Source organism: Streptacidiphilus neutrinimicus (assembly GCF_000787815.1).
Lineage (GTDB): Bacteria > Actinomycetota > Actinomycetes > Streptomycetales > Streptomycetaceae > Streptacidiphilus > Streptacidiphilus neutrinimicus.
On sequence record NZ_BBPO01000148.1, the window covers coordinates 1 to 2,468 of the forward strand.

Consider the following 2,468-nt stretch of genomic DNA (forward strand, 5'->3'; position numbering starts at 1 on the left):
GCCCTGCCCTCCCTGCCCTGCCGCGTCCGCGTCTAGCGCGTCGGGAGCCCCACGACGCCCGGGCGCGGGACCGTCCCGTCGCCCTGGCCACGGGGGAAGCCGCGGCCGGAGTCGAGGATCTTCCGGATCGCCGTGGGCAGCGTCGCCGGGTCCGGGCCGACGCCGATCAGCTGTGAGGAGAGCGCCATCGGCTGCGAACTGACGGCGCGCAGCAGGATCCGGCCCTTGACGCCGGGGGTGCCGACCCCGCCCCACGGCGCCTTCAGCACGTAGACGGCGCTGGTGTGCGGGAGCAGCGTCCCGGGGCCCGACAGCACCGTCCAGTAGTCCGAGATGGTCGCCCCCGTGCTGGTGGCGAAGTGCGGCCTGACCGGGGCGTCGCTGGTGTTGCTGACCGTCACCCGGACCCGCGTCAGCAGATCCACCAGCGCCAGCTCGCCGTTGCCAGCCGTCCCGGTCATCGCGGTGACGTCCATCTTCAGCGGTGGGGGAGTCAGCACCGCCGCGGCGACGGCCAGCACGGTCGGCACCAGCAGCAGTGGCACCACGGCCGTGCGCGCGCTGCGCCGGGCCAGCAGTCCGGCGCGCGGATGCCAGGCGCGGTCGAAGTCGGCGGCGGAGACGGTTGCGGCGGCCATCACCCAGAGCGGCACGGTCAGGTCGAAGTAGTCCTGCTGGGAGCGGGTCGACAGATAGAAGACCAGCCACGGCATGACCGTGACGGCCGGGCCGAGACGCCGCGGAAAGAGCACCAGCAGGACCATCATCGCCAGGCCCAGCAGCTGTCCCGCGACGCTGTACAGGTGCAGGTTGCCGGAGCCGGAGGTGAAGAACGACGAGATCCCGACCAGCCCCTGCCCGGCCGGGATCGCCTGCTGCGTGAGCGGCGTGAGCACCCCCTCCAGCCAGGCGTGCGGGCTCTGCAGCACGAACGGCAGATTGATCACCACGAACACGCCGGCGCTGATCGCCGCGTAACGCAGCACCACGGCCCCGGCCTGACGGGCCGACAGCTCCCCGCGTCGGATCATGAACATCCCGATCAGCAGGAACGGCGCCAGGAACCAGGAAAGCTGGTGCAGGCAGCAGGCGATGCCGAGGCAGGCCGCCTGCGTCACGCCGATCCAGCCGAGCCGCCCACCGCGCCCGGTCCGGTGCCAGTAGGCGACCGTCACCAGCAGGAACGGCAGCTCCATGCAGCCCGGGTACCCCATCTGCGCGTAGTTGGGCAGCCAGCCGAAGCCGAAGCAGACGATCACCGCGACCGGCCGCCAGGCGACCGGCAGCAGCAGGAACATCACCGCCGAGGCCAGCAGCAGCATCGCCGTGGCCGCAAGCCCGGCCGGCGGGTGGCTGAGGTGCAGGCCCATCGGGAAGGCGGTGAACACCGGCCCGAGCGGCGGGTAGTCGAGGCCCGTCGCCGCGCCGCCGTTCATCAGCGGCGTGGTCCCGACGTGGAAGAGGGTGAAGATCTGCGGCCACTGGGTGCCGTAGATGTGGCCGCCGTGCAGCAGCGTCTTCGCCGCCATGTGAATGAGCGAGCCCTCGTCGGTGCCGTAGTAGACGTGGCTGGACGGCACTCCGGCGACCGGCGGCTTGGCGGCGGTGACCACGTAGAAGCGATTCAGGCACTGCAACGCGGCGACCGACAGCATGAACAGGTCCACCAGCGTCATGGTCCGCCGGGTGCGGACGCTGAGCGCCAGCACCGCGATCACCAGGATCGCGCCGAAGTACAGGATCACCGCGAGGGCGTGGACCTGCTGGTTGACGATGGTGCGGTTCCAGATGTCCCGCGCCCCGATCAGCATCGAGGCGCAGGCCAGGACGGTCAGCATCCGGTTGACCTGGGCAGGCGGCAGGCGCAGCAGCTCGGGCGCGCTGTGGCCGCACAGCAGCCAGTGGACCGCCCGGCGGGTACGGTCGCGGGGCGGTCGCACCCCCAGGGGCGGCGGGCTCTCGTCGGGCTCGTCGTCTTCGGGGGCGGCGGGGTCGCGTGACATCACAGGTGGCACGCCCGCATGGTGACACGCAGTCAGGTTCCAGGGCCCGCCACCTCACTCGATCGAGCGAGTACACGATCGGGTGAGGCGGCAGGTGGCCGCATCGGAGGCCGCCATCTGGGTCCCCTCAGAGGTCCTTGCTGCCCTCGAGCACGATTCGTGCGACGAGCTCCGGGTCGTCGTTCATCGGCACGTGCCCGCAGCCCGGCAGCGGCACCACCCGCGCCGTGGGCAGCCGCAGCCTGGCGCGGTCGGCCTGGCGCGGCAGCAGCAGCCGGTCCTTGGTGCCCCAGCCGATGGTGACCGGCACCTCGGCGACGTCCTCGGTGACGTTCACGTTCAGGCCGGCCCGCAGAGTCTGGGCGAAGCCCGCGGCGTCGCGCAGCGCGCGGGTCTCGGCGACGGCCTCGGCCGGGCCGCGCAGGGCGGGGCGGGCGTAGATGCTGCCGACCAGCACGCCGCGGG

The 2,468-nt window shown here is 72.3% G+C and carries 2 protein-coding genes; both read right to left on the reverse strand.

Features of this window, described 5'->3' with window-relative positions:
• Positions 1-32 precede the first annotated feature (32 nt).
• On the reverse strand, positions 33-2,015 hold the full coding sequence (locus tag TR48_RS37685) for a hypothetical protein (RefSeq protein ID WP_152628408.1): 1,983 nt from the start codon (positions 2,013-2,015) through the stop codon (positions 33-35).
• 115 nt (positions 2,016-2,130) lie between these two features.
• On the reverse strand, positions 2,131-2,468 hold a 338-nt coding region (locus tag TR48_RS37690; protein ID WP_161789988.1), incomplete at its 5' end, for an alpha/beta fold hydrolase.